Raw genomic sequence first — 24,221 nt, forward strand, 5'->3', positions numbered from 1 at the left:
GGGGGCGGTGGAGGGCCGAGCCAGCACGAGGCCGCTGGGCAACACGGGCGTTCGCGGAAGCGGAAGTGGCGGCGGGAACGGTCAGGGCATCTGGATGAGCCCGAAGACATTGCCGTCCGCATCACTGACCTGGGTGATGAGCTTGGCGCCGCCCAGGTCCTCTATGTCCTGGACTGTCTGCTCTCCGCCCACACGCAGAGCGGCCACGTGGCCCGGATGTCTGCGACGTGCCAGTAGAAGACGGGGCCCGGCACTCCCTTGGAGTGCACGTTCGGATCGAGCCTGACGTCCTGCCCTCATGCGGTGGCCGACGTAGTGCGGCGCGTCCATGGACGGTTCCATGCCCAAGAGCTGATCGGCCAGCCCCTTTGCTTGCGCGAGGTCTTCGACGGGCCAGATAGCTGTCTTCATGCCTTCGTCCACTGCACTCACGTGTGCTCCTCGTATGCGGCGCTCAACGTTGCGGTCGTTGCCGGGCGTTCGTCCCTCAGCTATATGACCCGTCGGAGCAACGGAGTGTGACCGTCTCGCCGCTGTCACATCTCCGGCTCGGCGCGGGTCATATCAGTGACCGCCCGCAACTCCGAGAGAGAAGAGAGACGATGACCTCACCGATTCTGGTCACCGGCGGCACAGGGACACTTGGACGACTCCTGGTGCCACGCCTCACCGACGCGGGTCGCCAGGTGCGCGTGCTCAGCCGAAGCCGTTACGAGAGCGGAGACGGAGCCGAGTTCGTTCAGGGAGACCTGGCCAAGGGAGAAGCACTCGAATCCGCTGTCGACGGCGTGCGGGTCATCGTGCACTGTGCGAGCGACAAGAGGGGCGACGCCCAGGCGACCCGCAATCTTGTGCGCGCGGTCTCTTCGCACTCGCCCGCACCGCACTTGGTGTACGTCTCCATAGTGGGAGTCGACCGCATCTCCCTGGGCTACTTCCGCTCCAAGCTCGAATCCGAACGCATCGTGGCCGACTCCGGCCTGCCGTGGACGACCCTGCGCGCCACTCAGTTCTACGACCTGATCCTGAAGGGAGTCAGCTCCGCCGCGAAGCTTCCCCTTGTGCCCATACCGTCCGGCTTCCGTGTCCAGCCGCTCGACGCCGATGAAGTGGCAGCCAGGCTCGCCGACATAGCCCTCGACCCCCACCCCGCAGGACGAGCACCCGACATCGCGGGGCCGGAAGCAACGACCGCCGCAGACCTCCTCCGCACCTACCTGCACACCACAGGCCGCCCGAACCGCAAGATTCTTTCCCTCCGAATGCCGGGCACCCGTGCCATCCGTAACGGCACGCTTCTCCCTCAAGGGCCCCTCCACACCACCACCCGCACATGGTCCGACTTCCTCGCCAAGACCCCTGCACCCGCCTGAGCCTCCGTGCCACGGTGTGGCCGCTGCCCCGCGATGGGCCCGCTTCGCCGGGGGAGCTTGCCTACGATCACCCCCTGACCCGGCAGCCACCACTGGATGCCCGCCCGGCAACCGAACGGCCCAAGCCGCTCGATCCGAGTCCAAGTCCGCGAAGGCCGCGCACAGTCCGACCCAAGCCCGAATTCCGATTCCGAAGCCCGGCTCCACACCGAGGGCCAAGCCCAGGTCCAAACCCAGGCCCAAATCCAGGCCCAAATCCAGGCCCAAATCCGAGCCTGAGCGCCGCTCAGCTCGGGCCTCGTAGCGGCGCTTGTTGCCGGTGATCCCGGTACGTGTGCCGGTGCTCGCGTCATGCTCACGAAGCCTTGCCGCGACGCGGGTCGACTCCATTGGGGCCGTCCGCAGGGTGGCCGCGGAACGCGTCACGCACGACATCGCACTGTCCGCCTGATCCGTCGGGGTCGCGGAGACGGGGTGCTTCGGGGGTCCGATGCTTCGTATCGGGCTCGGTCTGGTTCTTTGACCGACTGCCTCACCCTGCCCGGTCCCACCCTGCCCGGTCCCACCCGCCCCTGCCCTGCCCGCTCGTCTCCGCGTCGCCCGTCTGCGTCTTGCCTGGCCGGTGTCGGTCTGGGGCGTATCGCCGTGCCCCGCGCGGAGTAGTGCGACTCTCAGGCGGTCGGTCCCGAGCCGCCCCGGCCCGTCTGCCAGCCCTGGCGCAGGGCGCTGGCGCACCAGCCGATGAGCACGGCGTTCACCAGGGCTCCGATGATGACGGGAATGACGAACATGGACACGTCGTCCGGGAGCACGATCATGATCATGCTTACGGGCGCGGTCGCGATCAACGGCCACACTCCGGCGAGGGAGGCGTCGGCGGTGTCACGAGAGCTCTCCACCAGGGCCCAGATCAACAGGCCAGCGCATACAGCGAGATAGACGCGAGCGAGAACCGTGCTGAGCGCTCTGCGCAGGAAGCGTCCAAAGCGCTGGGCGGGACGGGAGGAAGCGGAATCGGTCATGGCGGTGGGCTCCTTATGCGCGGTGCTCATGGTTTCAACGTTCGTCTCACTGGCGGATCGGACCGGACTGGTTCGGACGGGGCGGGACCGTGCCCGACTCGCTCCGTGCCGGACTGACCTGGACCGGGCGGACCTGCACGGCGGTGCACCGGCCGCGGCACGGCACATCAGTTGCGCTCGGCCACACAGCCGCACGGCACCAGGTTCGAAACGGGACAGTCGTGGGTCAGCCCAGACAGAGCAGGGCAAGACAGGACGGACAGGACGGGGCAGGGGGACAGAGGAGGGGGACAGAGCAGGCAGGGGAGGGGGTCAGCTGTGCGGTCTCGGTGGGTTTGCCCGGGCGAGGCCCAGGTCGTAGGCGAGGATCGTCGCCTGCACTCGGTCGCGCAGTTCCAGCTTGCGCAGCAGCCCGTTCACATGGGACTTGACGGTGCCGACGGTGATGTCGAGTTCCTCGGCGATCTCCGCGTTGTTCAGTCCCGAGGCGACCAGGGTGAGGACGAAGCGTTCACGGGCGGTCAGCCGGTCCAGGACCGACGAGTCGTGGCCGGGTCGCCGTCCCGCGGAAGGTCCGGCGGCGTAGTGACCGATGAGGCGGCGGGTCGCCGAAGGGGCGAGGACACTCTCGCCCGTGGCCACGACCCGGATGCCGTGCAGCAGTTCGGCGGCCTGTACGTCCTTGAGGAGGAACCCGGATGCGCCGGCACGTAGGGCGTCGAAGACGTAGGCGTCGAGGTCGAAGGTGGTGAGTACCAGAACGCGGGACGGGTTCTCGCGCCCGGTGAGGATCCGGGTGGCGGCGATGCCGTCGAGGCCGGGCATGCGTACGTCCATGACGATCACGTCAGGCGCGAGCCGTTCGGCGAGGCTCACCGCTTCGGCGCCGTCGCCGGCCTCGCCGACGACCGTCATGTCCTCCTCGGCGTCGATGACGGCGGCGAAGCCCGCCCGCACGACGATCTGGTCGTCCACGACCATCACCGTCAGGGTCATCGGGCTTCCTCCTCGTCTCCCCGGCGCGGGGTGGTGGACCCGTCGCTCGGGATGGTGGTCAGGGGCAGGCGCAACAGGAGCGTGCCCGGCTGTTCGATGGCCAGGGTGCCACCGAGCGGCGCGACCCGTGCCTCCAGCCGCTCCCTCGCGGGGAGGCGGATGGCGCGGGGGACGCCGGTCGCGGTGAGGGTCAGGTCCTGGCCCTCGGTGTCGAACACGAGGGTGGCAGGGTCGTCGCCACCGGCCTTCAGCACGGTCTCGGCAGCGCGGTAGGCGGCGAGGTCCACCCCTGACGGCAGCCGCTCGGGCACCCGTTCGGTGAGCCGTACCTCCACCTGTCGGCCGGTGGCTCGGGTCTGGTGGGCGAGCAGGTCGAGGGCCTGGAGCGTGGGCTGTGGCTGGAGCTCGCCGTACTGTTCCCCGGCCCGGACCGTCTCCAGCAGGGCCCGCATGGCGGCCAGCGCTTTGCGTGCGCGCTTCGCCGTCTCCGGGAGCCGTCCCGCGTCCGCCTGCTCGACCACCTCGGCCGTGCGGGCCAGCACGGTTGTCTCCAGGCCGACGGTGATGCGGCGGCGTTCGGCCCATGCGTCCCGTACGGCCTCCTCCGTCCATGTGGCCACACGGTTCTCCTGCGTGTCCTGGGCGGCTTGCCGGCGCCTCCCGTACCGGGTGCCGGCGTACCAGGAGGCGGCAGCCGCCAGCGCCGCCGCTGCGGTCGTGATAGCGGCGACCGCCCAGGCAGATGTGGCGGTTCCACGGTCGAGTACGGCGACGGTCACCGCAGCCGCGTGCACAAGGGCGGCAACGACGGGGAGGACGAAACGCGGTACGCCCACGTTCTGGCCGCGCGCCGCCACCGTGGTGAGCGCGACACAGGTAGCGAGCATGCTCAGGCCGGGCGGCAGGAGCACCGGCCCCGTGTACTCGCTCACGGACATCGCCGCAGGCCAGGCCCCGGTGAGGACAAGTAGTGCGCTCAGTGCTGTACGGGGAGCCCGTCGCAGCCACAGCAGCGCGAGCGCCTGTGCTGTGGCGAGCAGCGCGAAAAGCGCGCCGGCGGAGACGCCGGGCCCGGTCGGCGTCGTGTTCCTCTGGATGACGAGGAACGGCAGCAGCGGCTGGAAGCACAGACCCGCGGCGGCGACGAACTGTGCGAGACGGTACGTGCGCGGAACGGCTGCCACAGGTGACGCCGCGGTCCGTCCCGGCAGGAGCGCCCGTACCTCCCAGCCCCCATCCGGTGTGGGCCCACTGGTGAGCGTGCCGCCCGCCTCCCGCGCCCGGCCGCGCAGAAGGTTCTGGCCGCGCCCGCCGCCCAGTCCTTCACCGCGCGGTGTACGAGCGGAGGAGGCGTCCGGCGGATCGTTGTGCACTACTAGTTCCGTGTGCGTGTCCCCATAGGTGCATCGCACGGTGGTGGGGGCGCCGGAGGCATGGCGTACTGCGTTGGTCAGCGCCTCGCGGACGATTCCGTACACGGCATCCCCGATGGAGCCTTCAGGCAGCGCGTCGGTCTGGCTGGTCACCGGCTGGCCGAGGGCGCGGAAACCGGCCACGAGTTCCCGTAGCCGCTCCTCCGGCAGCGGCAGGTCGTCCGACGAGGGCGCGGGCGCCCTGACCGCGCTCAGCGCCCGCGTCACCTCGCGGCCTGTCTCGGCGGCGAACCGCACCGCCTGCTCGGCCAGTTCCGGGCGGCGCTCACGCAATCCGAGCGCCGCCTCAACCGTCACGACCACCGCCGTCAGGTGGTGAGCGCTGACGTCGTGCAACTCCCTCTCCATCCGGCCCCGTTCCGCCGCCGGAAGCCGGTGCCGTTCGGTCTCGGCCCGGCGCAGACGGCGCTCGGCGGCCTCCCGGGCGCTCCGCTGCCGCCGCACCTGAAGCCCCGTGCCGGTGGCGGCTGCGTAGAGCAGGGCTGTGAGGACAAGATCGAGCCCCTGGCTGCCGCCGAGTCCGTGCAGGCTCAGGCCGTGCACGAGCTGCCAGACCACCAGCGTGGCCACACACAGCAGCCCGGTGGTGGTGTCCCGTTCGGCGGCAACCGTGAACAGGGCCAGTGCGACACCGGCGGTACCGAGCACAGCCACGGCGCCGGCGGGCAGCGGCCCGGCGCCGACCGCGCACGCGGCGGCGACCAGGATGAGGACGGGCACCGGGTGAGTGCGGCGGGCCATGAGCGCGGCGGCGACCAGGCCGCCGACGAGGGCGACCGAGAGGAGTTCCGCCGCCGTCGGCGCGCCCCCGCGCAGCAGCGCGAACCCGGGCCACGCCACGGCCTGGGCGCCGAGCAGCAGGGCCGGGAGGAGCCGGTCGTCGGTTCGTTCCTTCAGGTGCCTCATCACGTGTATCAGGCTATGGACACACGGGGGCCAAGAGCATCGGGCCGCGGGTCGAGCACCGCCTCTAACCGGAGATATAGACCGTCCTCCCGCGCTCATCCCCGGTCGGTGCCCACCCCGATCGGTGCTCGCCCCCCGGTCGGTGCTCGCTCCCGATCGACGCCAGGTCCCGGTCGACCCCGGGCCGGGGCCGAGGCTTGGCCCCGGCCTCGCCCCCGGCCCCGGCCGCCTGTAGGGGCGGGCGAACGCCACGAGATGGGGGCGACTACTGGGGGAGCGTTCGGCACCGCGTACTTGTGGCGACCCGTACGAGCTCGTGTCGGCCCTTATGGGAGGGAAGAAAACTGGCCCGTCGATTCCGTTGACTTCTAGTAGGCCGCTTCACCATTTCGCCACTTGACCCGCCAGTAGGGCATCGGAAGGAAGTAGCGCACCAGTAGGGGCACGAATCGCGTCGGCAGCGCGCCAGTAGCGCACGAGTAGGGCCCCACCGTCGTCGCGGTGGGGCCCTGTGTTCCCCCGGTGAGGCCGGGCGGTGAACGCACAGGAGGCGTACCTCGGAGGCGAAGGCGTGAGGCGTGCTCGCGAGGCGGCGTATTCGCGAGGCGCCGCACCCTATGCATCCCTTCACGCTTTCCAGGGCCCCTATCGGGAACGCGTGCCCCTACTAGGAACACGTGCCCGTACCGAGATCACGTGGCGATACCGATAGCACGTGACCGTACCGGGAACACGTGGCCACCCAGCCACCCCCACGCAGCTACCCCCCACTGGCTGCCCGGCCGGGTCAGTCGTCGTGGGAGCCAGAAGGCAGTTCGCGGATGTCCAGGTCCTTGGCGTCGTCGGTGCCGAAGCCGTGGTCCAGCAGCTTCGCCGCGTCGTTGTACCGGTCCTTGCTGTCCATCACCGTACCGACGACGGTCTTGCCGCCCCGGTTGGCCGCGAACACAAGGCACTTGCCTGCGCGGCTGGTGGTGCCGGTCTTGAGGCCGATGGCTCCGTCGTACGCGCCCAGTAGCCGGTTGGTGTTGGTCCAGGCGTAGGTGCGTGTGCGGCCGTTGGCGGCCGGGGCGTCGCCCTTGTACTTCTTGGTCTTGACGACCTTGCGGAAGGTGTCGTTCCTCATGGCGTGCCGGGCCAGCTTCGCCAGTTCGGTCGGTGTGGTGGCGTCCTTGCCGGAGCCGTCGAAGGTCTCGTACTTCGTCTTGCGGAGATGCAGTTCCTGGGCCTTCGCGTTCATCTTCGAGATGAACGACCGGACACGCTCGGCGAGGGTGTCGCCGGTACCGAAGGTGTCGGCCAGCGCGTAGGCCGCGTCGGCTCCAGAGGGCAGCAGGGACGCGTAGAGCAACTGGCGGACCGTGACCTTGTCCCCTGTCTGGAGGTCCGCCGTGCTGGCGTGGTGCTTGGTGACGTAGTTCCGGTACTGCTGCCGGACGGGAACCTTGCGCTCCAGGTCGACATTCTTGTTGTCGAGGACAACGGAGGCCACCATGATCTTCGTCGTGCTGGCCTGGGGGCGCACCGTATTGGCGTCCTTGGCGTAGAGCGAGTTGCCCTTCCCGTTGTCCAGCAGCGTGGCGCCCTTGGCCTCGACGGACGGCGGGGAGTCGCCGAACGGGACGGCCTGCGCGACTATCGCGGTGGCGGCGATCAGGACGCCGCCGGTGGCGAGGGCTGTGATGCCCTTGCGTCCGGTCAGGATTCTGGCGTTCATGGCGAAAAACTCCGCATCTGCGGGATTGGTCGGTTGTGGGACTGAGCGCCGTGGATGCCGGTTGACTACTGGTACCGGCCTTCCGCGCCGGAACCAGGACCGTTCGCGGCTTCAGCACGTGTGGAGCCCGAGGGCTGCCGACACGTATTCGGGGCGCGATGGCTCTGCCGTGCAGCACCTGGAGCACGACAGCTCCGGTGCGCTACGACGCTCGTATATGCCGCTCCCGTCCCTGGGCCTGGTGGATCCCGGTTGACCCCGGTGGACCTCGGTGGCCCCCTGAGGCCCTTTGGACCGGACCCCGTTGGACGAGGACCGCTACCAGGGGCCCGTTTACGGGGACCCGCTAGGAGGACTCGTTACGAGGAGCACTACGAGGACCACTACGAGGACCGTTACGAGACACCGGTACGGCGGCGAACCCGTTCTGGCGTCTCGGTCCGCCGACCTGGTACGGGAGGGACGGCACCGGGTGGTGCTCGCGGGCCGGCGGCACGCCAAGTGGGCGCCGGCTCCGTGCGCGCGGCGAGGCAGAGCGGGGCCCAGGCAGCCCCCGTGAACCTCCCACGCATGCCTCTCCGTTCGGGTGAGGAGGGCGCGCGGTGAGCACGCATACCTCGGTCATCTCGGATGTGCCCGTACCGGCGCGACGGCGTTCGCGACTGCGGCGTCGAGGACGGTCGGACAACGGGTTCGATGACGGACCCGGCGGAAAAGTTCACGGCTCTCCGGAAAAGTGCGAGCCCGCCCGACCGCCGCGAACTCATCGGACCGCGATCCCGTCCGACTACGCGTCCGCCCGACCGTGAGCCCACCGGACCGACAGCCGCCCCAACGCTCCAGCCGCGCGGCCACCAGGCGGTACGGAACCAACTTCGGCGAACTACTGGCACGCAAAGGCGCTTCGACCATCCAGTAGTGAGCGATTACCCGTCACCCCGAGCCGTCGAAGGCGAAGGGGCCTACGCCTACTCCCTCCGGGGTGCTAGCCGCATGGGCAATGGCGGCTGTGCGCGGCCATCGTGGCGGCAGAGGGTTCCTCGCCGAGCGGTGACGGCCCGGCCCACGCCACAGGCTCTACGCCGCACGCGCACGCCCCGCACGGCCGAGAGCCGACTGCCACGTCAGGGGACCCACTGCCTCGTCAGGGAGCCGGAAGTCCACACGCAGGTTTTTCACGTTGGGGGAAACAGTGAAGCAACCCATGGAACACGCTCTCGCCCGCCGCACCATGCTCGCCGGCACAGCAGCAGCCGGAGCGGCGGGCCTCGTAGGGGGAACAGCGGACAGGGCCGCCGCCTACGGGGAGAGGCGGCTGGCTGTGCAAAGCGCGGCGGGACAAGAGGCAGCGGGGCAAGGGACAGCGAGGCAGGGAAGAGCGGAGCAAGGAGCAGCGGGGCAAGGGACAGCGGAGCAAGGAGCAGCCGAGCAAGCGGCAGCAGAACAAGGCCCGTTGGCCCGGAGCGCGGTGGACACACAGACCGCGCACCTGGAACGCGCGCTGATCGCCCTGCGGCGTGACCTCCACCGGCACCCCGAGGCGCCGGGCCAGGAACGGCGTACCGCACGCGCGGTGGCCCGGGAACTGCGAAAGGCCGGGCTGGCCGTCACCACCGGAATAGGCGGCCACGGCGTCGTCGGCGTCCTACGGGGCGCGCATCCGGGCCGGACCGTCGCTTACCGGGCCGACATGGACGCGGTGCCGGGCCGCGACATCGTGGGAGGCGGCGCTGCGCCCGCTCATGTCTGCGGGCACGACATCCACACCACGGTGGCCATCGGCATCGCCCTGGTCCTGGCGCGGCTGCGGCAACACCTGAGCGGAACGGTGGTGTTCCTCTTCCAGCCGGCCGAGGAGGCACTGACCGGTGCGCGCGCGATGCTGGAAAGGCGCGTGCTGGACCGCACCCGCTTCCACGCCCGCGTCGAGGAGATCCACGCGCTGCACTGCGGCCCGTTCCCGCTCGGGCAGTTCGCCGTGACCCCCGGCTACGGGCTGCCGGGGCAGGACCGTCCGGAAGTGGCACTGTCGGGTACGGACGCGCCCGAAGCGGCGCGGCGACTGGCCGCCGACATCGGCGCGCTCGCCACGGTGACACCGCCGCAGCAGCCCGCCGACCTGGAGCGGATGGTCGCCGATGTGCAGACGCCCAACGGGCCGCTGGCCCGGTTCGTGGCCGCTCGGGCCAGGGTCCAGGAGGCTGCTGACGGCGTCGACGGTGCGGCCAAGGTGGAGGTGGCCTCCCGCTGCTGGCCGGAGGAGCGCTACGTGGAGGTACGCGAGGACATCCGCCGCCTCGCCAAGTCGTACGCCGGGGCCAGGGTGAGCTTCCCCCGCGAGCCCTTCCCCGCCATGGTCTGCCCCGAACAGGACGCGCGCAGGCTCGCCCGCCATCTGCGCCACACGCTCGGCCGCGACGCGACCACTCGCCTGCATGCCGCCTTCCCGTTCAACGGGGACGACTTCGCTCTCTACTTGGACCGCGTGCCTGGCACCTACACCTTCCTGGGAGTCCGCACCCCCGAAGCGCCCATCACCACCAGCTATCCGCACTACCCCGACTTCACCCCGGACGAGCGCGCCATCGGCCTCGGCGTACGAGCGATGGCCGGCTGGCTCGCCACCCGCACCCATGGCACCCACCACCTGTCCCACGGCCACGCCCACACTTTCCGCACAGGGGAGTGACGAATTCCAGCCGCCGGGTCACCACCGCTCTTCCATCGCCCCCGTTCAGAAGAAGACAACACGATGTAGCCCGGAAGCCCGGAAGCCCGGAGTCTCCGAAGCCCAGTGAAGAGAACGGTGAAGAGAAAAGCGCCCCGCACGCACGACCAGCCCGATGCGCGACTTGCTCAGTACCCCGGACCGGCTCCTTGTGCCCCGGACCGGCTCCTTGTGCCCCGGACCGGTTCCCTCCCTCCGGACCGACGAACTCCCAGTTCCTGCGGCACCCGCACGCCGCCCGGTGGAGGCGTACCGCACCGTTCTCTATCTCTGGTTGCAGGAAGTGTTCGTCCCAGAGCCTGAGGACCACGCACTCCGGCGGCCATAGGCTCGATTACGTCGATGAACGCATCGGCAACCGGTTGTTCCCGGTCCTTTTGTTCAGCACTCAACGCTTTCTTCGCGTTTCCCGGGAACACCGCACCGGCGCCATTCACGCATTCCGGATCACGTTTCTGAGGAGAGAATTCCCATGTCCAAGCGCATCGTTGTTCCGTCACTCATTGGTGCCGTCGTTATTGGCGGCCTTGCGATCGGTGGCGTCGCATCAGCCACCGCGTCCAGCGAACCGACCATCGAGAACGGCTCGGCCCGCTATGCCGCCCCGACCGCCGACACCGACGGCTCGCTCACCTACACGGCGAAGGTGACCGACGACTCGGGGATCCGGAACCTCAAGGTCCTGGCCTGGCCGAAGAGTTCGGACCTCAAGCCCACCGCCAAGGAAATGGCGACCGCCGAACGCGCCACCTGCAAGAAGTCCACGACGGAGACCTCCGAGTGCACCTACACCCTGAAGGTCACCCCGAAGGAAGCCGCCGACCTGCCCAAGGGCACCTGGCACATCTCCGCACTGGCGACCGCGAAGGACGGCGACACGGCCTTCGCCCCCGACGCCGCGACCTTCACCGTCACCCGCTGACCCCTCCGGGCCCCCACCAGAAGCCGCGAGGGCGCGAGGGCACCCCGGAGCCCACCCACCTGGAACGCGCCCCGGTAGGCGTTCGCTGAGAGCGAACCCCGCAGTTGCGAGGGCCCTCGCAACTGCGTGAGGCCCGCCAACTACGGGGCCCGCAACTACGTGGGGCCCCACCCCCGAAGCGATGGGGTCCCGCGCTGAGCCCGCTGAACCCGCTGAGGCAGAGCGGGGCAGAGGACGCGGGCTTCGAACTCGCGAGAGGGCTGCCCACCCTTCGTCCGGGAAGCCGGTGGTGTGCTCGTTCCTCTCGGCCAGCAGGCGGGCGATCGGCGCCAGCGGCGTCGTACCGGCCGGCGCGGGCCCGGCGTCCGTCACTTCGGCGGGACCCAACGCGGCAGCGGGCGGGTCACCAAGTCCTGCGCGGCAGGGCGCAGAACACCAACGCGTCGCCGCGTGCAAGCGGATGGCGCGGTCACTTCGAGATGGTCGGCTCGATCCAGTCGCGGTGGGCGGTCAGGTCGGTGTAGATGCCGGGGCCGGTGGCGCACTTCGGATCGGCGTCGCCGTCGCGCTGGTGGCCCCGATCAGTTCCCACTGCCCGGGACGGCCCTTGATCTGCGGCCCGCCCGAGTCGAGGACGCACGCCATCGCGTTCTTGGTGGGGCTGTCGGTGCACAGCTCGTTGTCCGCGTCGTAGTTCTCGCTGCATCGGCCGTCAGGGACGATCCTGGTGTCCAGTTCCTGCAGGCGGACCGGCGGGTTTGGGCACTCGCTGCCGCCCTCGCAGGTCATTCCCCAGCCGAGGATCCGAGTGTCGGTGCCCGTCGGCGCGGAACACCAGCAACCCCTTCGCGCGGCACGGAACACCAGCAAAAGCGCCCCCAGCAGCCGCAGCCGCGCTGCCGCCCCAGCCGCAGCCCCGGAGCGGCGTGTTGTTCCTGGTCGGCCCCGACCGCGGCACGCGTCGGCACGCGTCGGCACGCGTTGGCACGCGTGTCGGAGCGGCCCGCGCCGGCGGAAGTCCGGTGCCCCGCGTTCACAGAAGGCCGGTAACCAGCGGGCGCTGTCCGGTTTACGGCTTGCCGCGGCACTCCCGGCGCCCGAGCATCAAGCGTCACTGAACAGCTCCACCTCCCCGCGTCCACCCTTGCGCGGGGAGCCCGCACGTTCCGTTCCCATCTCATACGGAATCCGGAGCACTCCATGTCCATACGCACTGCACGAAGATCTTGGGTACGCCACCTCGTCACGGCCTGCGCAGCCATGGGTCTGCTGATCCCGGCGGGCGCGTCCGCGCTGGCGGCGCCGTCCCCGGCACCGGCCGCAGCCTCCCCCTCAGCCCTGGCGGCGCCCGACATCCCGGTGGCCAACGTCAAGGCGCACCTGAGCCAGCTCCAGTCCCTGGCCACAGCCAACGGCGGCAACCGCGCCCACGGACGCCCCGGTTACCGCGCCTCCATCGACTACATCAAGGCCAAGCTGGACGCGGCCGGGTACACCACCACGCTCCAGTCCTTCACCTCGGGCGGCACCACCGGCTGGAACCTGATCGCCGACTGGCCCGGCGGTAACCCCAACACAGTGCTGATGGCGGGCGCCCACCTCGACTCGGTCACCTCGGGCCCCGGCATCAACGACAACGGCTCCGGTTCGGCGGCCGTCCTGGAGACCGCGCTCGCCGTTTCCCGCGCGGGCTCGGCGCCGGAGCAGCATCTGCGTTTCGGCTGGTGGGGCGCCGAGGAACGCGGCCTCGTAGGCTCGCGGAACTACGTCAGCAGGCTGCCGGCGGCGGAGCGCGCGAAGTTCACCGGCTATCTGAACTTCGACATGATCGGCTCGCCGAACCCCGGTTACTTCGTCTACGACGACGACCCGAAGATCGAGAAGGTCTTCAAGGACTGGTACCTCTCCAAGGGCATCTCCACGGAGATCGAGACGGAGGGTGACGGGCGCTCCGATCACGCCAACTTCAAGAACGCGGGCATCCCGGTGGGAGGTCTGTTCACCGGGGCGAGCCGGACGAAGACCACGGCGCAGGCGCAGAAATGGGGCGGCACGGCGGGCCAGGCATTCGACCGCTGCTACCACTCCTCCTGCGACACCACCAGCAACATCAGCGACACCGCACTCGACCGCAACAGCGACGCGCTCGCCCACGCCATCTGGACACTCGGCGTAGGCAGCGCCACCGCCCCACGGACGAAGACGACCTCCTAGAGGCAGGAGCAGGAGCAGCAGCAGGCGCACGCAGGCCGGAGAAGGCCGCACCGCACCGGCCTCGTGCGCATGCCCAGCGGCGCGCTCGCTCCTCGCGAACCATGAACTGACCGCTGCCGCACAGACCCCTGCGACCATCGAACGATCTTCAGGACCGAGCCCCCCGGGCCAGTTCACCGAGCGGCCAAAGCCTGATCACCCCACCGCTCCCGGAAGCCCCCCGAAGCTGAGGCGCCAACTGCGACCAAGACCGCACCAGGAACTCAAGACCGCACCAGAAACTACGTAGGGCCCCACCGCCGGAGCGGTGGGGCCCTACGTTCAGCCCGGTGAGGCTGGGCGGAGGATACGAGATTCGAACTCGTGAGGGGTTGCCCCCAACACGCTTTCCAAGCGTGCGCCCTAGGCCACTAGGCGAATCCTCCGCCGCAAACTGTACAAGACTCCGAGGACTGCTCGCGAACTCGTATCCGCTGCTGGGGATCGGGTACTGTGGGCGCAGCCCCTCACGTGGCGCTATCTGACTGAACTCCCCCAGGGCCGGAAGGCAGCAAGGGTAGGTTGGCTCTGGCGGGTGCGTGAGGGGCGTTTGTGTGAGCGGGGCCACTTGTCACCCATGGCCTATATCGTCGGGGGTGTGTCGTCCCTCGCCCTGTACCGCCGCTATCGCCCCGAGACCTTCGCCGAGGTCATCGGGCAAGAGCATGTGACCGATCCCTTGCAGCAGGCGCTGCGCAACAACCGCGTCAACCACGCGTATCTATTCAGTGGGCCGCGCGGCTGCGGAAAGACGACCAGCGCGCGCATCCTGGCCCGTTGTCTCAACTGTGAGCAGGGGCCGACGCCCACGCCGTGCGGTGAGTGCCAGTCGTGCCGTGACCTGGCGCGCAACGGGCCCGGGTCGATCGACGTGATCGAGATCGACGCCGCCTCGCACGGTGGTGTGGACGATGCGCGGGAGTTGAGGGAGAAGGCGTTCTTCGGACCGGCCTCCAGCCGGTACAAGATCTACATCGTCGACGAGGCGCACATGGTCACCCCGGCGGGGTTCAACGCCCTGCTGAAGGTGGTCGAAGAGCCGCCCGAGCATCTGAAGTTCATCTTCGCGACGACCGAGCCCGAGAAGGTCATCGGGACCATCCGGTCGCGCACCCACCACTATCCGTTCCGGCTCGTGCCGCCCGGGACGCTCCGTGACCACTTGGCCGAGGTGTGTGAGCGCGAGGCCATTCCCGTCGAGGACACGGTGCTGCCGCTGGCCGTAAGGGCCGGTGCGGGTTCCGTACGGGATTCGATGTCGGTGATGGACCAGTTGCTCGCCGGCGCCGGTGAGAACGGTGTGACATATGGCATGGCCACCGCGCTGCTCGGCTATACGGACAGCGCGCTGCTGGACGATGTCGTGGACGCGTTCGCCGCGGGGGACGGTGCGCGCGCGTTCGAGATCGTGGACCGGGTCATCGAGGGCGGGCACGATCCGCGCCGCTTCGTCACCGACCTGCTGGAGCGGCTGCGGGACCTGGTGATCCTGGCGGCCGTTCCCGACGCGGTGGAGAAGACGCTGATCGACGCTCCCGACGACGTGCTGGAGCGCATGCGCGCGCAGGCATCCGTCTTCGGCGCCGCCGAATTGAGCCGCGCCGCCGACCTGGTGAACACCGGCCTGACCGAGATGCGCGGCGCGACCTCGCCGCGGCTCCAACTGGAGCTGATCTGCGCACGGGTGCTGCTGCCGGCGACGTACGGCGACGAACGGTCCGTGCAGGCGCGGCTCGACCGGCTGGAACGGGGCGTCGCGCTGGGCGCCGCCATGGGGGCGTCCAGCGGCGTTCCCGGCCCCGGAGGGGCTGTTCCCGGTGCTGCTCCCGGCGGTGTGCCCGGGACCGGTGCGGGCCCTGTGGGTGGTGGCGACTCCGCCCCGGCCCCCACCGCTCCGCCTGCCACCGCAACAGCCCCCGCGCCCGCGTCTGGCCCCCCACCCGCGGCTCCGCCCGCGCCCGGCCCGGCCACCGAACCACCCGCAGCCGCAGCGCCCCAGGCGTCCGAGCAATACGGAGCGCCCGACCAGTACGGAGCCCCCGACCAGTACGCATCGCCGTCCGCGGCGGCCCCGGCTCCCGACCCCACGCCCGCGCCCGCCGAGCCCGAGCGGCGTCCCGGCGCCTGGCCCGGGGCCACGGCTCCCGGCACGGGCGGTGCTCCCGGTGCGGGGTCCGGCGCAGGGCCGGGCGCGGACGCGGGTGCCGAGGCGCCCCGCCGCCCGGGGGCATGGCCGGGCGCTGCCGAGGCGCCGGCCCCGTCGTCGCCTCCGGCGGCGCCCACGGCACCGGCTCAGGCGGCACCCACGGCACCGGCCGCTTCCGCGGCCCAGGCTCCCGCTCCGGCGGCCCCTGCCGCCGCGGCCGGTGGCGGTGGCGACCCCGCGCAGATTCGCCAGATGTGGCCGCAGATCCTGGAGGCGGTCAAGAACCGTCGCCGCTTCACCTGGATCCTGCTCAGTCAGAACGCGCAGATCGTCGGCTTCGACGGCACCACGCTCCAGGTCGGCTTCCCGAACGCGGGTGCGCGTGACAGCTTCGCGAACGGCGGCAGCGACGAGGTACTGCGTCAGGCGCTCAACGACGCGCTGGGGGTTCAGTGGAAGGTCGAGGCGATCGTCGATCCCTCTGGCGGTGGTTCCGGGGGCCCTAGCGGGCCCGGGGCCGGCGGCGGCTCCGGGGCAGGAACCGGAGGGTCGGCCCGGAGCGCGGCGACAGCGCCCGCACCGGCGCAGCCCCAGCAGCCTCAGCCGCCCCAGCAGTGGTCGGCGCCCGCCGCACCGGCGCCCCAGGCGCCGGCACCGGAAGCCGCAGCGCCGCCTCCCCGGGCCGCGCCTCCCGAGCCTCCGGCTCCGGCCGCTCCGCCGCCGCCCGAGCCGGAGGAGGACATGCCGGCCGAGGACGACCCCGACCTCGACGAGTCCGCCCTTTCCGGCCACGATCTGATCGTTCGCGAACTGGGGGCGACGGTCATAGAGGAAATCCCGCACCAGTAGGCGTTCATGGCAGAGCCGTACCAGTAGCCGTTCACAGGGGAGTCGCACCAGTAGTCGTTCACGGGGGACGGGGAGCCGTACCAGCAGTCGTTCCCCAGGGAGCAGCCGCACCGGTGCACGGCAGCGCTGTACTGGTGGGCGCCCACGGGAGAGCCCCACCAGTAGTCGTCCACGGAAATCCCGTACCAGTAGTCGTTCACCGAAGTGCCCCACCAGTAGGCGTCACGGAAAAAGTCCGCACCGGTAGTCGTCACACGGGCGGAGCGTGAGCGGGCCCACAGGCAGCTTCGTACGTGACTTCGGGGCACGGCCCCGGTGCCGGGCCGGGGAGCACGTAGGCTCGTAGCTGTTTGGCAGGAAGCTTGGTCAAGAAAGCTCTGGAATGTCGTCGAGTGAGCCAGGAGCGATGTCGTGATTCCCGGTGGTGGGCAGCCTGACATGCAGCAGTTGCTGCAGCAGGCACAGAAGATGCAGCAGGATCTGGCCGCGGCCCAGCAGGAGCTGGCCGAGACGCCCGTCGAGGGCTCGGCCGGCGGTGGCCTGGTGAAGGCGACGGTGACGGGCTCCGGCGAGCTGCAGGGTCTGGTCATCGACCCGAAGGCCGTCGACCCGGAGGACACGGAGACCCTCGCGGACCTCGTCGTCGCCGCCGTACGCGACGCGAACCATGCCGCGCAGGAGATCCAGCAGGAGAAGCTCGGCCCCCTCGCGCAGGGCTTGGGCGGTATGCCTGGCCTCCCCTTCTGACCCTTCCGGGTCAGCGGCTGGTAGGGGCTCGTACGGGCAACTAACGTACGGGGAGCAGGAGTCCGAGACGCACGGCAGGGCAGGCAGGCGCGGCGGTCCGCCGCGCGGAGAGCAAGGCGAGGAAGAGCAGGAGCGCATCCGTGTACGAAGGCGTGGTCCAGGACCTGATCGACGAGCTGGGGAGACTTCCCGGCGTCGGTCCCAAGAGCGCGCAGCGGATCGCTTTCCACATCCTCCAGGCCGAGCCCGCCGACGTGCGCCGGCTCGCGCACACGCTGACCGAGGTCAAGGAGAAGGTCAGGTTCTGTGCCGTGTGCGGCAACGTCGCGCAGGAGGAACGGTGCAGAGTCTGTCTCGACCCGCGCCGGGACCCGGCCGTGATCTGTGTGGTCGAGGAGCCCAAGGACGTCGTCGCGATCGAGCGGACGCGTGAGTTCCGTGGCCAGTACCACGTACTGGGCGGAGCGATCAGCCCGATCGAGGGCGTCGGCCCCGACGACCTGCGGATACGGGAGTTGCTTGCCCGACTCGCTGACGGCACGGTCACCGAGCTGATCCTGGCGACGGACCCCAACCTGGAGGGCGAGGCCACGGCCACGTACCTCGCGCGGATGGTGTCCGCCATGGGTCTGAGGGTGACGCGCCTGGCGAGCGGTCTTCCCGTCGGGGGAGACCTGGAATACGCGGATGAGGTCACCCTGGGGCGTGCCTTCGAAGGAAGGCGGCTCCTGGATGTGTGACGTGAGGCGGGACAGCCGAAGAGGCCGAAGAGACAGCCACCTCGCCGGCCCCTCTCACGCCGCCCATGCCACCCATGCCGACGCCCCGACGTTCCGGCGACCGCCGCTACGGGGCCCTCAAGGGGAGAAGGTTGCCCGATGTCTGATGCGACGCTGAACACGATCCAGGACGACCCCAACGACTTCGCCGTCCAGATCTCGGATCAGGTCGAGAGCTTCATCGTCTCGGTCTCCGAGGTCGCCAAGGGCGATGACCCGGACGCCGCTGTTCCGTACCTCCTTCTGGAGGTCTCGCAACTCCTCCTCGCGGGTGGGCGGTTGGGCGCACACGAGGACATCGTTCCGGACGAGCGGTACGAGCCGGACATCGGTGCCGAGCCCGACGTGGACGATCTGCGGGAGCGGCTGGCCACGCTGCTGGATCCCGTCGACGTCTACTCCGAGGTCTTCGACCCCTATGTGCCGCGCACGGCGCCCGTGGCCTGCCGCGTCTCGGACGATCTGGCGGATGTCGTGACCGACCTGCGGCACGGTATGGCGCACTACCGCGCGGGGCGCGTCAGCGAGGCCCTCTGGTGGTGGCAGTTCTCGTACCTGTCGAACTGGGGCCCCACCGCCTCCGCCGCCCTCCGCGCACTCCAGTCCCTCGTCGCCCACGTGCGCCTCGACACCCCCCTCGACGAGCTGAACGGGCTCGACACGGACAGCAACGCCACCGAGGACCGTTCGCTGGAGGACGAGGCCGGCGCCGTGATGGCCGCCGAGATCGCCGAACCACTGGGCATCAAGAACTCCTGAGCGACGGCTCCAGGTTGAGCGACAGCCCCAGGTTCTCGGCCAGGGCCTCCTGGCCGAGCGGGGTGAGTGTGAGCGCGCGCGTGGTGCCGACGGGCACGAGCCAGACGGCTTCGAGCGCGTGGGAGCAGAGCGCGGCGCCGACCGCACCCGCGAGGTGGGGGCGGCGCTCCGTCCAGTCCAGGCAGGAGCGTACGGAGGGCCTGCGCGTGCCGGAGGCAACGGTGACGCCGAGCCCGTCGAGCCAGTCGGTACCGGCCCGGGTGAGGCGCAGCCCCTGCTCCCAGTCGAGGAGTCGGCGCCCGGTCATCGCGTCGGTGACCGCGACGCCCACGGTCCCCGCGAGGTGGTCGTAGCAGGTGCGTGCGTACGCGAGAGCCCGTTTGCGCCCCGAGGCCGACAGCGAGGGCGCCGGTGCGGCGGGGCGCTCGGGCGCGAGCGAAGCGAGGTTCTCGACGAGCGAGGCGATACGGGAGTCGGCGAGGCGCACATAGCGGTGCCGTCCCTGGCGCACCTCGCTGAACAGCCCGCCGCGCACAAGGGCGTTCAGGTGCTCCGTCGCCGTGGACGGCGCCACCCCCGCGTGCCGCGCCAGCTCCGTCGCCGTCCACGCCCGCCCGTCCAGCAGCGCCAGGCAGAACGCGGCCCGCGTCCCGTCGGCCAGCAACCCCGCGACGGCCGCCAGCCCGGGCGCCGCGTCCCGCTCGGTGTCCATACGCACGATTGTGCCCCGCGCTCACTTCGCCCCCGGCCGAAGCGTCGCTCAATCCGCCATGGGGGAGACGCGCCGTAGCGCCGCTCACCCCCGCTACGGCAGTACGCCGGCCTCCCGCGCCGCCGCCAGCCAGGAAGGGAACTCCGTCATCAGGTTCTGGTACAGCGCGTCGTCGGACAGGGACTTGGGTGAGGGGCCTGCGGGGAAGAAGCCCGCGTTGTCCACGACGCGCTTGGCGGGAACGGGGAGTTCGTCGAGCTTGCGGAGGAAGTCGAACTGGGTGCCGTCCGTGTCGCCGAAGCCCACGAACTGCCAGAAGAGCGGAAGCCGGGCCGCCGAGCACAGCAGACGTTCGGCTGCGGCGCGTGACGAAGGGCCGCCGTCCGTCTGGAAGATCACCAGTGCGGGGTCGGTCGCGCCGGACGCCTCGTAGTGGTCGATGACGGCCTGCATCGCCACGTGGTAGTTCGTGCGGCCCATGTGACCGAGCCCGTCGTGCAGGTCACCGATCCTGTTCTCGTAGGCGTCGACACCTATCTCGGCGATGCCGTCCACATCGGTGGAGAAGAAGACCACGGGAACGGTTCCGTCGTCGTCCAGGTTCGCCGCGAGCCCGAGTGCCTGTTCGGCGAGGTTCTGGGCCGTGCCGTCCTTGTAGTACGGACGCATGCTGCCCGAGCGGTCGAGCACCAAGTAGACGGCGGCGCGCTGCCCGGTCAGTCCCGCCTTCTCCAGGGAGACCTTCGCCGTCTTGTAGAGGTCCACCAGCCCCGGTGCCCGTGCGCTGATCTTCTCCAGGCTGACGGCGGGAGCCCCGCCCCCTGTGCCCCCGCTGCCCGCGTCTGTCGCGCTCGGACGCTTCACGTAGTCGATGGCCACGTCGGTCTCCTGTTGCTGCTGGTCGAGTGCGTTTCCGTACGTGGCTGGTGTCCGTACGGGGCGAGTGTCCGTACCCGGGCACGCGCGCATCCGTACGGTACGGGTGTACGCGGCGTGACCTGGGCCGTGGTGGGGCCGTCAGGGGGAGTCGTCGTGGGCCCCCTCACAGCGTGAACAGGATCACGTTTTCGTGTGGTCGGGGAAGCAGCGGGCAGGGGTTTCGCTGGACGGGTGTGGGCCCCGTCCGGTCGTTACACTGAGCCGATCAGTGGATCCCGCCCTTCCGGGCAGCGTCGCACGGAGTACAGGGGTCCCGAAGAGTGATTCGAGGAGCGAGCACACGTGGGCCTTGTCGTGCAGAAGTACGGCGGCTCCTCCGTTGCCGATGCCGAGGGCATCAAGCGCGTTGCCAAGCGAATTGTCGAAGCCAAGAAGAACGGCAAGCAGGTTGTCGTGGTGGTTTCGGCGATGGGTGACACGACGGACGAGCTGATCGATCTCGCTGGAGAGGTCTCTCCTGTCGCCTCCGGGCGCGAGTTCGACATGCTGCTGACCGCCGGGGAGAGAATCTCCATGGCCCTGCTGGCGATGGCGATCAAATCCCTCGGCCATGAAGCACAGTCGTTCACCGGTAGTCAGGCCGGTCTGATCACCGATTCCGCGCACAACAAGGCGCGGATCATCGACGTGACGCCCGGCCGCATCAAGAGTTCGGTCGACGAGGGCAACATCGCCATCGTCGCCGGTTTCCAGGGCGTGTCCCAGGACAGCAAGGACATCACCACCCTCGGCCGCGGCGGTTCGGACACCACGGCGGTCGCACTGGCCGCCGCGCTGGACGCGGAGGTCTGTGAGATCTACACGGACGTCGACGGCGTCTTCACGGCCGACCCCCGGGTCGTGTCGAAGGCGCAGAAGATCGACCGGATCTCCTTCGAGGACATGCTGGAGCTGGCAAGCTCCGGTTCCAAGGTGCTGCTGCACCGGTGCGTGGAGTACGCACGCCGCTACAACATCCCTATCCACGTGCGGTCTTCCTTCTCCGGCCTGAAGGGCACGTGGGTCAGCAACGAGCAGCCGGACGGGCAAGGGGAAGAGTCGATGGAGCAGGCGATCATCTCGGGGGTCGCGCACGACACGTCCGAGGCGAAGGCCACGGTCGTGGGGGTGCCGGACAAGCCGGGCGAGGCCGCGGCGATCTTCCGCGTGCTCGCGGACTTCGAGGTCAACATCGACATGGTGGTGCAGAACGTCTCCGCCGCTTCGACGGGCCTCACGGACATCTCCTTCACGCTGCCCAAGTCCGAGGGCAAGAAGGCCATCAGCGCGCTGGAGAAGGCGCAGGGCTCGATCGGCTACGTCTCGCTGCGCTACGACGACCAGATCGCCAAGATCTCCCTCGTCGGCGCCGGGATGAAGACCAACCCCGGTGTGACGGCGACCTTCTTCGAGGCGCTCTCCAACGCAGGGGTCAACATCGAGCTGATCTCCACCTCCGAGATCCGGATCTCCGTGGTGACCCGCGAGGAGGCCGTGAACGAGGCGGTACGCGCTGTGCACACGGCCTTCGGCCTGGACAGCGAGACCGATGAAGCGGTTGTTTACGGCGGTTCGGGACGTTAAGGCGGCCCCGCGACGGACGGACGTACGTAGCCGGATCTACGCACGCGCCTACGCGCGGCCGTTCGTGAAACAGATGTGACCGCCGTGTGTGCTTTGTCCACTGGTCAGAGTGACGCTCTCTGACAGACAATTTCGCTCCCCGCCCCCTGCAACCGGCAGGCTGGCGGGGAGCGTCTTTGTTCGCCACCAGGTCCCGCGAACGGCGGGGGAGCAGACCGGGACGTCTGGTGAAAAACGGGGTTTCGAGGAAGAGCTGGTACGCATGAGGGCATATTGCGCGTTCGCTGTCACAGTGCCTTTGGCGTACAACCCTGACGGGGGGAAGCGTGTCAAACAGGCGTGGCAGAGGTATTCGGAATCGCAACGGCCCCTGCGGGCACCGGCGGAAGCGTCGGGGGCATGCCCGTGATTGCGCCCTGGCCTGCCGCTCGCCCCGCACGCCCGCTCGGACAGCGTGGGGATACTGACGACGCGATGGCAGCGGGCACCACAGTCGACCATCTGACCGAGACCTATCGCGCCCACTACAAGTCGCTGCTCGGGCTCGCGGCTCTCCTCCTTGACGACACCGCCTCGTGCGAGGACGTCGTACAGGAGGCGTTCATCCGCGTTCACTCGGCGCGCAAGCGTGTGCGCGACCCCGAGAAGACCCTCGCCTATCTCCGGCAGACGGTCGTCAATCTCTCCCGCTCCGCGCTGCGCCGCCGCATCCTCGGGCTGAAGCTGCTCTCCAAGCCGATGCCCGACATGGCGAGCGCCGAGGAGGGAGCGTACGAACAGCTCGAACGGGACGAGTTGATCAAGTCGATGCGAGGTCTGCAGCGACGCCAGCGCGAAGTACTGGTGCTGCGCTATTTCGCCGACATGACCGAGGCGCAGGTGGCCGAGACTCTCGGGCTCTCACTCGGTTCCGTGAAGGCGTACGGCTCACGCGGTATCGCCGCGCTCCGCACCGCCATGGAGGCCGCGTCATGAACGAGGGCCTGGGAAACCCGGGCGAGGGGCGGCACGGAGACGACACGTCCGGCAGCGGCACCTCACCCGAGGGCACGCACAGCACGCACCCCGGAAGCACGTCCGACGGCACGTCACCGAACCCCTCGGCCGACGGCATGTCCGCGGCGGGTGGCGACGAACCCCGGACACCCGGCGGACACCCGGCGTCCGGCACGCACCCGGCGCCGGACGAGCCCCTGGCGGCCGAGGAGGAGGCCATCCGGCGGCTCCTCCGGGACAGCGTCCGCGATCTGGAACCCTCGGAGGACTCGCTCGACCACCTCCGCCGTGCCGTGCCGGCACGCAAAACACACCGCCGCCAGGCCCTCGTCGGCGCCGTCGCCGCCGCGCTCGTGGCGGTGGTCGGCGTCCCTACGCTGCTCTACGGCGGAGTGGTGCCCGGAATCGGCGACGACAAGCACCCGTTGACCGCCTCCAGCAGCCAGGGCCAGACGCACGGTCCCGACGGCGGAACGGGTGAGCACGACGGCGAGAGCGGCGACAAGACGGGCAAGGACGGCAAGGGCGAGGGCAAGGACAAGGACGGCAAGGGCAAGGGCTCTGCCGAGCCCTCACCTTCCGGCGGTCCCGGCAACGGCAGCGCCGACCCCAGCGAGACGCTCACCGCCAGCGCGCCCACCTGCGGCAGGGACCAGCTCGGTGAGGGCTCGGCGCAGACCGGTGAGCCCGACGGGCAGGGCAAGGTCTACGGCAGCTTCCGTGTCACCAACACCTCGGGCGACGCCTGCACGGTCGAGGGCGAGGGCATGGTCGGCGCCAATGTGCAGGGCGGCTCCGAACGCGCCCGCGTCGCCATAATGGATCACACGCCGGGCGACCCGGCGCCCGGTCTCGGTGACCCGGCGGCTGCCAGCGACGAACTGGTGCTCCGGCCTGGTGCCTCGTACCTCGTCAAGTTCGCGTGGGTGCCCAAGGACGGCGGCTCCGGCTGCTCCAGCGACAGTCCGTCTCCGAAGAACAGTCAGGCGAACAACGAGGTGTCCAACCCCGACACCGCCGGCGGCACAGGCGGCGACGACAGCGCGGGCGGCGACTCCGGCGGCGGCGCCGGCGGTACGGGCACGACGCCGGGCGAGGGCAGCGCGGGAACGGGCGACCCGGGCAACGGTTCGGGCGAGCCCAGCGTCGTGGTCTCCCACACCCCCGAGGTCGGCTCACCCGCAGCCGCGGGCACCAAGCTGGACGGCGCCTGCGGAGGCACGGTCTACCGCACCGGAGTCCTGCCGGCGTCGTAGGTCCCCGCACATCGGCACGGCCGGACGGCTTGCACGGCACGGTGCGCACATCGGCACCCCCGTATAGCCCGCATGGAACGCCCGCACGAAACTGTCCCGGGCCTGGGGCCCGGTTCCTCCTTCGG

General features: G+C 70.0%; 18 protein-coding genes, 1 tRNA gene, 1 other RNA gene and 2 pseudogenes. 12 read left to right on the forward strand and 10 right to left on the reverse strand.

The genetic code is table 11. From position 1 onward, the window contains the following. Positions 1 to 81: 81 nt before the first annotated feature. On the reverse strand, positions 82 to 411 hold the full coding sequence (locus NMN56_RS07740) for a glyoxalase (protein ID WP_347178580.1): 330 nt from the start codon (positions 409 to 411) through the stop codon (positions 82 to 84). A gap of 191 nt (positions 412 to 602) precedes the next feature. Between NMN56_RS07740 and NMN56_RS07745 the strand changes: the two genes are divergently transcribed. Beyond that, positions 603 to 1,373: an SDR family oxidoreductase gene (locus tag NMN56_RS07745; RefSeq protein ID WP_274044438.1), complete on the forward strand. Its 771-nt coding sequence runs from the start codon at positions 603 to 605 to the stop codon at positions 1,371 to 1,373. Between the two features lie 671 nt (positions 1,374 to 2,044). Here the strand turns inward: NMN56_RS07745 and NMN56_RS07750 are convergent. The 4 genes from NMN56_RS07750 to NMN56_RS07765 all read right to left on the reverse strand — a co-directional run bounded on the left by NMN56_RS07750 (position 2,045) and on the right by NMN56_RS07765 (position 7,447). Then, the gene (locus NMN56_RS07750; protein WP_280842796.1) at positions 2,045 to 2,425 is read right to left on the reverse strand and encodes an SCO4225 family membrane protein; all 381 of its coding nucleotides are present in this window, start codon (positions 2,423 to 2,425) and stop codon (positions 2,045 to 2,047) included. A 282-nt stretch (positions 2,426 to 2,707) separates the two neighbouring features. Next, on the reverse strand, positions 2,708 to 3,391 hold the full coding sequence (locus NMN56_RS07755) for a response regulator (protein WP_274044436.1): 684 nt from the start codon (positions 3,389 to 3,391) through the stop codon (positions 2,708 to 2,710). Then, entirely contained in the window at positions 3,388 to 5,730 is a 2,343-nt protein-coding gene (locus NMN56_RS07760) for a sensor histidine kinase (RefSeq protein ID WP_274044544.1), read from the reverse strand. Before NMN56_RS07760 ends, NMN56_RS07755 begins: the two co-directional genes overlap by 4 nt. Before the next feature lie 787 nt (positions 5,731 to 6,517). Next, positions 6,518 to 7,447 carry a D-alanyl-D-alanine carboxypeptidase family protein gene (locus NMN56_RS07765; protein ID WP_274044435.1) on the reverse strand — a complete coding sequence of 310 codons (930 nt, stop codon included), beginning with the start codon at positions 7,445 to 7,447 and terminating at the stop codon, positions 6,518 to 6,520. A 1,453-nt stretch (positions 7,448 to 8,900) separates the two neighbouring features. On the opposite strand from NMN56_RS07765, the gene NMN56_RS07770 reads away from it, so the two are divergent. Then, complete coding sequence (locus tag NMN56_RS07770; protein ID WP_430542505.1) at positions 8,901 to 10,136, forward strand: M20 metallopeptidase family protein; 1,236 nt, start codon at positions 8,901 to 8,903, stop codon at positions 10,134 to 10,136. 511 nt (positions 10,137 to 10,647) lie between these two features. Continuing rightward, positions 10,648 to 11,097 carry a DUF5707 domain-containing protein gene (locus NMN56_RS07775; protein WP_274044433.1) on the forward strand — a complete coding sequence of 150 codons (450 nt, stop codon included), beginning with the start codon at positions 10,648 to 10,650 and terminating at the stop codon, positions 11,095 to 11,097. 469 nt (positions 11,098 to 11,566) lie between these two features. Here the strand turns inward: NMN56_RS07775 and NMN56_RS07780 are convergent, their stop codons facing one another. Together NMN56_RS07780 and NMN56_RS07785 are read right to left on the reverse strand one after the other, a co-directional pair. After that, a complete protein-coding gene (locus tag NMN56_RS07780) occupies positions 11,567 to 11,689 on the reverse strand; it encodes a hypothetical protein (RefSeq protein ID WP_274044555.1) in 123 nt (40 codons plus the stop codon). Positions 11,690 to 11,718: 29 nt separating this feature from the next. Next, a pseudogene (locus NMN56_RS07785) lies at positions 11,719 to 11,886 on the reverse strand (S1 family peptidase); the annotation flags it as partial. Positions 11,887 to 12,297: 411 nt separating this feature from the next. Here NMN56_RS07785 and NMN56_RS07790 point away from each other — a divergent pair. Beyond that, a pseudogene (locus NMN56_RS07790) lies at positions 12,298 to 13,290 on the forward strand (M28 family metallopeptidase); the annotation flags it as partial. Between the two features lie 361 nt (positions 13,291 to 13,651). On the opposite strand, the gene NMN56_RS07795 reads toward NMN56_RS07790, so the two are convergent. After that, positions 13,652 to 13,736, reverse strand: a tRNA-Ser gene (locus NMN56_RS07795). 73 nt (positions 13,737 to 13,809) lie between these two features. Between NMN56_RS07795 and ffs the strand changes: the two genes are divergently transcribed. The 5 genes from ffs (at position 13,810) to NMN56_RS07820 (ending at position 18,630) form a co-directional block, all read left to right on the forward strand. Then, an RNA gene (gene ffs, locus NMN56_RS07800) (signal recognition particle sRNA small type) lies at positions 13,810 to 13,904 on the forward strand. A 44-nt stretch (positions 13,905 to 13,948) separates the two neighbouring features. After that, positions 13,949 to 16,345, forward strand: coding sequence for a DNA polymerase III subunit gamma and tau (locus NMN56_RS07805; protein ID WP_274044432.1), 2,397 nt, complete (start codon positions 13,949 to 13,951; stop codon positions 16,343 to 16,345). Positions 16,346 to 16,756: 411 nt separating this feature from the next. Continuing rightward, a complete protein-coding gene (locus NMN56_RS07810; protein WP_274044431.1) occupies positions 16,757 to 17,092 on the forward strand; it encodes a YbaB/EbfC family nucleoid-associated protein in 336 nt (111 codons plus the stop codon). Between the two features lie 140 nt (positions 17,093 to 17,232). Beyond that, complete coding sequence (gene recR, locus NMN56_RS07815; protein WP_274044430.1) at positions 17,233 to 17,832, forward strand: recombination mediator RecR; 600 nt, start codon at positions 17,233 to 17,235, stop codon at positions 17,830 to 17,832. 138 nt (positions 17,833 to 17,970) lie between these two features. Beyond that, positions 17,971 to 18,630, forward strand: coding sequence for a DUF5063 domain-containing protein (locus tag NMN56_RS07820; RefSeq protein WP_274044429.1), 660 nt, complete (start codon positions 17,971 to 17,973; stop codon positions 18,628 to 18,630). On the opposite strand, the gene NMN56_RS07825 is transcribed toward NMN56_RS07820, so the two are convergent. Both NMN56_RS07825 and NMN56_RS07830 read right to left on the reverse strand, forming a co-directional pair. Continuing rightward, positions 18,617 to 19,342 carry an ArsR/SmtB family transcription factor gene (locus NMN56_RS07825; protein WP_274044428.1) on the reverse strand — a complete coding sequence of 242 codons (726 nt, stop codon included), beginning with the start codon at positions 19,340 to 19,342 and terminating at the stop codon, positions 18,617 to 18,619. The two genes, NMN56_RS07820 and NMN56_RS07825, sit on opposite strands and share 14 nt — an antisense overlap. Before the next feature lie 93 nt (positions 19,343 to 19,435). Continuing rightward, positions 19,436 to 20,221, reverse strand: a complete 786-nt coding sequence (locus tag NMN56_RS07830) for a vWA domain-containing protein (RefSeq protein WP_430542496.1) — start codon at positions 20,219 to 20,221, stop codon at positions 19,436 to 19,438. Positions 20,222 to 20,563: 342 nt separating this feature from the next. On the opposite strand from NMN56_RS07830, the gene NMN56_RS07835 reads away from it, so the two are divergent. The 3 genes from NMN56_RS07835 (at position 20,564) to NMN56_RS07845 (ending at position 24,096) form a co-directional block, all read left to right on the forward strand. Continuing rightward, positions 20,564 to 21,844, forward strand: a complete 1,281-nt coding sequence (locus NMN56_RS07835) for an aspartate kinase (RefSeq protein WP_274044426.1) — start codon at positions 20,564 to 20,566, stop codon at positions 21,842 to 21,844. Between the two features lie 399 nt (positions 21,845 to 22,243). Further along, a complete protein-coding gene (locus NMN56_RS07840) occupies positions 22,244 to 22,819 on the forward strand; it encodes a SigE family RNA polymerase sigma factor (RefSeq protein ID WP_274044425.1) in 576 nt (191 codons plus the stop codon). Continuing rightward, positions 22,816 to 24,096: a DUF4232 domain-containing protein gene (locus NMN56_RS07845; protein ID WP_274044424.1), complete on the forward strand. Its 1,281-nt coding sequence runs from the start codon at positions 22,816 to 22,818 to the stop codon at positions 24,094 to 24,096. Before NMN56_RS07840 ends, NMN56_RS07845 begins: the two co-directional genes overlap by 4 nt. Positions 24,097 to 24,221 lie beyond the last annotated feature (125 nt).

Source organism: Streptomyces iconiensis (assembly GCF_028657195.3).
In the GTDB taxonomy this organism is placed as follows: Bacteria; Actinomycetota; Actinomycetes; order Streptomycetales; family Streptomycetaceae; genus Streptomyces; species Streptomyces iconiensis.

Coding starts and splice junctions, on each gene's coding strand:
- NMN56_RS07740 (WP_347178580.1), bottom strand. CDS start 411: ATGAAGACAGCTATCTGGCCCGTCGAAGACCTCGCGCAAGCAAAGGGG.
- NMN56_RS07745 (WP_274044438.1), top strand. CDS start 603: ATGACCTCACCGATTCTGGTCACCGGCGGCACAGGGACACTTGGACGA.
- NMN56_RS07750 (WP_280842796.1), bottom strand. CDS start 2,425: ATGAGCACCGCGCATAAGGAGCCCACCGCCATGACCGATTCCGCTTCC.
- NMN56_RS07755 (WP_274044436.1), bottom strand. CDS start 3,391: ATGACCCTGACGGTGATGGTCGTGGACGACCAGATCGTCGTGCGGGCG.
- NMN56_RS07760 (WP_274044544.1), bottom strand. CDS start 5,730: ATGAGGCACCTGAAGGAACGAACCGACGACCGGCTCCTCCCGGCCCTG.
- NMN56_RS07765 (WP_274044435.1), bottom strand. CDS start 7,447: ATGAACGCCAGAATCCTGACCGGACGCAAGGGCATCACAGCCCTCGCC.
- NMN56_RS07775 (WP_274044433.1), top strand. CDS start 10,648: ATGTCCAAGCGCATCGTTGTTCCGTCACTCATTGGTGCCGTCGTTATT.
- NMN56_RS07820 (WP_274044429.1), top strand. CDS start 17,971: ATGTCTGATGCGACGCTGAACACGATCCAGGACGACCCCAACGACTTC.
- NMN56_RS07825 (WP_274044428.1), bottom strand. CDS start 19,342: ATGGACACCGAGCGGGACGCGGCGCCCGGGCTGGCGGCCGTCGCGGGG.
- NMN56_RS07840 (WP_274044425.1), top strand. CDS start 22,244: ATGCCCGTGATTGCGCCCTGGCCTGCCGCTCGCCCCGCACGCCCGCTC.
- NMN56_RS07845 (WP_274044424.1), top strand. CDS start 22,816: ATGAACGAGGGCCTGGGAAACCCGGGCGAGGGGCGGCACGGAGACGAC.